This is a genomic window from uncultured Oscillibacter sp., assembly GCF_910587525.1.
Taxonomy (GTDB): domain Bacteria; phylum Bacillota; class Clostridia; order Oscillospirales; family Oscillospiraceae; genus Oscillibacter.
The window spans coordinates 1-3,012 of sequence record NZ_CAJULS010000203.1 but is presented as its reverse complement, the minus strand read 5'-3'; the positions used below and the strand labels follow the sequence as shown (position 1 = coordinate 3,012).

The window sequence follows — 3,012 nt, the reverse complement described above, 5'->3', positions numbered from 1 at the left end:
GCGAGGCGTTCATGGAGCAGAACGACGGCGTGACCTTTACCTACAACCCCACCGGTTCCGGCTCCGGCATCAAGGCTGTCCAGGAGGGCCGCTGTGACATTGGCCTCAGCAGCCGCAATCTGAAGGATGAGGAAACAGCCAGCGGCTTGACGGCCACCGTCCTGGCCTATGACGGCATCGCCGTCATCGTTCACCCGGACAACCCCGTGGCCGACCTGGACGTGGAAACCATCGCCAAGCTCTACACCGGCGAGATCACCAACTGGAAGGATGCAGGCGGCAGCGACGCGGCCGTAGTCCTCATTGGCCGGGAGGCTGGCAGCGGAACGCGGGACGGCTTTGAATCCATTACCGGCACCGAGGATGCCTGCCAGTACCGCCAGGAACTGACCTCTACCGGCGATGTGATTACTGCCGTCTCTCAGAATCCGGACGCTATCGGCTACGCTTCTCTAGCTTCTGTCAGTGACAGCGTAAAGGCCCTTACCGTGGGCGGCGTGGCTCCCACCGAGGACACCGTCAAGGACGGCAGCTATGTGATCCAGCGTCCCTTCGTGCTGGTGACAAAGACCGATGCCAAGCTGTCCGAGGCCGCCCAGGCATTCTTCGATTTCGCAACCTCTGCCGATGCCTCTGACTTTATCAGTAAGGCCGGCGCGGTGGCGGCGAACTGAACCCCTCTCGTGGAGCGGCGGCTTTCTCTGCCGCCGCTCCTACCCATTAGGAGGCTCAATTTATGGGAAAACATCAACGGTTTATAGAAAACCTGATTCACGGGATATTCCTGTTCCTGGGTCTGGTCACGGTGGGCTGTGTCCTGCTTATTACGGTATATCTGATCCTGTCCGGAATCCCTGCTATCCGGCAAATTGGCCTGCTGGACTTCCTGTTGGGAGACACCTGGGAATCCACAGCAAAAGAACCGTCCTTCGGAATTCTGCCTTTTATCTTGACCAGCATCTATGGAACTGCCGGAGCTATTCTCTTTGGCGTACCGGTTGGCTTCTTCACGGCGGTATATCTGGCAAAGCTGGCCCCGCCAAAGGTGAAAGCTGTGGTGGAATCTGCTGTCAGTCTGCTGGCGGGCATCCCCTCGGTGGTCTACGGTCTGGTAGGTATGCTGGTGCTGGTTCCGGGAATACGGCAGCTCTTTCATGTGCCGGACGGGGCCAGTCTGCTGGCGGCGATCATCGTGCTGGCCATTATGATCCTGCCTTCCATTATTAAGGTGTCTGTCACTGCGTTAGAGGCGGTCCCGCAGGAATACGAGGATGCCTCCCTTGCTCTGGGGGCTACACCCATCGAAACCTACTTCCGCGTATCCGCTCCGGCAGCAAAAAGCGGCATAGCGGCGGCGGTAGTACTGGGGGTGGGCCGGGCTATCGGAGAGGCTATGGCGGTGATGATGGTGTCCGGCAATGTGCCTAATATGCCGTCCCTGTTCCAGAGCGTCCGTTTTCTCACCACGGCAGTCGCCAGCGAGATGGCCTATTCCAGCGGATTGCAGCGGCAGGCCCTGTTCTCTATTGCCCTGGTTCTCTACTTATTCGTGCTGCTGCTCAATGCCGCGCTGAATTTCTTCCTGAAACGCAAAAAGGAGGGCTGACCATGCAAAGCAACTGGATCACGACCAAACGGAAGGGTTACATTGGCCTGATGAGGGGCTTGATGGCACTGTCCACAGCTCTGACCTGTGGAATTGCCCTGTTCCTGATTGGATATGTTCTGATAAAGGGACTCCCCAGTATTACCTGGGAACTGCTCTCCACAAAACCAAGCTATCTGGCGGGAACGATTGGCATTTTGCCGGATATTTTGAACACAGTCTATATCATCGTAGCTACGCTGCTGATTGTACTTCCCCTGGGAGTGGGTGCGGCCATCTATCTGACAGAGTATGCCTCCAGCCAGAGGTTGGTGACGGTCATTGAGTACGCGGCAGAAACCCTGTCCGGCATTCCGTCCATTATCTTCGGGCTGGTAGGGATGCTGATTTTCGCCAACAGCTTCGGTTCCTGTCTGCTGGCCGGGGCATTGACACTGGTTATTATGAACCTGCCTACTGTCATGCGTACCGCACAGGAGAGCTTGAAAACCGTGCCGCAGAGCTACCGAGAAGGGGCTTTCGGCCTGGGAGCCGGAAAATGGCGGGTCGTTCGGACGGTAGTACTCCCTGGCTGTGTGGATGGGGTAATCACTGGCTGTATCCTGTCGGCGGGCCGCATTTTGGGGGAATCGGCGGCGCTGTTATTTACAGCGGGATTCGCTCATGTTCTGAACGGCTTTCTCAGCGGCCTGGGCAGTCCGGGAGCCACCCTTACTGTGGCGTTGTACCTCTACACCAAGGAGCCGGGGCCGGGCGGCGCACAGGCATCCTTTGCTATCGCCGCGATTCTGATGGCACTGACGCTGACCATCAATTTTGCCGCAGTCCTGGTTGGCCGGATCTTCAAAAAAAGGAGAGCGTTATGAGCAGTATTGTTACCGCAAAGGATTTGTGCCTGTGGTATGGGACGGCCCAGGCACTGAACAATATCAATATTGAAATTCCGGAGAAGAACATTACCGCCTTTATCGGTCCCTCCGGGTGTGGGAAGTCCACCTTTCTGAAAACACTGAACCGGATGAACGATTTAATTCCTGGCGTGAAGATCACCGGCGAGGTGCGCTATGGGGAGCAGGATGTATACGCCCCTGGCCTGGATGTGAACTTGCTGCGGAAGGAGATCGGCATGGTGTTCCAGAAGCCCAATCCCTTCCCCATGAGTATCTATGACAACATCGCCTACGGTCCCCGGACCCATGGTGTCCGCAACAAGGCCAAACTGGACGATATTGTGGAGCGCTCCCTCCGGGGGGCGGCAATCTGGGACGAGGTGAAGGACCGACTGAAAAAGAACGCCCTGGGCCTCTCCGGAGGCCAGCAGCAGCGGCTTTGTATCGCCCGCGCCCTGGCTGTGGAGCCGAAGGTGCTGCTGATGGACGAACCCACCAGCGCCCTGGACCCCATTT

General features: G+C 57.5%; 4 protein-coding genes. All 4 read left to right on the top strand.

The window, feature by feature from the left end; all coding sequences use genetic code 11:
* On the top strand, positions 1-674 hold a 674-nt coding region (locus QZ326_RS12435; protein WP_295745745.1), incomplete at its 5' end, for a phosphate ABC transporter substrate-binding protein.
* A gap of 62 nt (positions 675-736) precedes the next feature.
* Positions 737-1,606: a phosphate ABC transporter permease subunit PstC gene (gene pstC / locus QZ326_RS12430; RefSeq protein WP_016324445.1), complete on the top strand. Its 870-nt coding sequence runs from the start codon at positions 737-739 to the stop codon at positions 1,604-1,606.
* A gap of 2 nt (positions 1,607-1,608) precedes the next feature.
* Positions 1,609-2,472 carry a phosphate ABC transporter permease PstA gene (gene pstA / locus QZ326_RS12425; protein ID WP_023348950.1) on the top strand — a complete coding sequence of 288 codons (864 nt, stop codon included), beginning with the start codon at positions 1,609-1,611 and terminating at the stop codon, positions 2,470-2,472.
* Positions 2,469-3,012, top strand: a 544-nt coding sequence (locus QZ326_RS12420) for a phosphate ABC transporter ATP-binding protein (RefSeq protein WP_295745733.1), incomplete at its 3' end; no start/stop codon positions are given. The genes pstA and QZ326_RS12420, both read left to right, overlap by 4 nt.

Coding starts and splice junctions, on each gene's coding strand:
- pstC (WP_016324445.1), top strand. CDS start 737: ATGGGAAAACATCAACGGTTTATAGAAAACCTGATTCACGGGATATTC.
- pstA (WP_023348950.1), top strand. CDS start 1,609: ATGCAAAGCAACTGGATCACGACCAAACGGAAGGGTTACATTGGCCTG.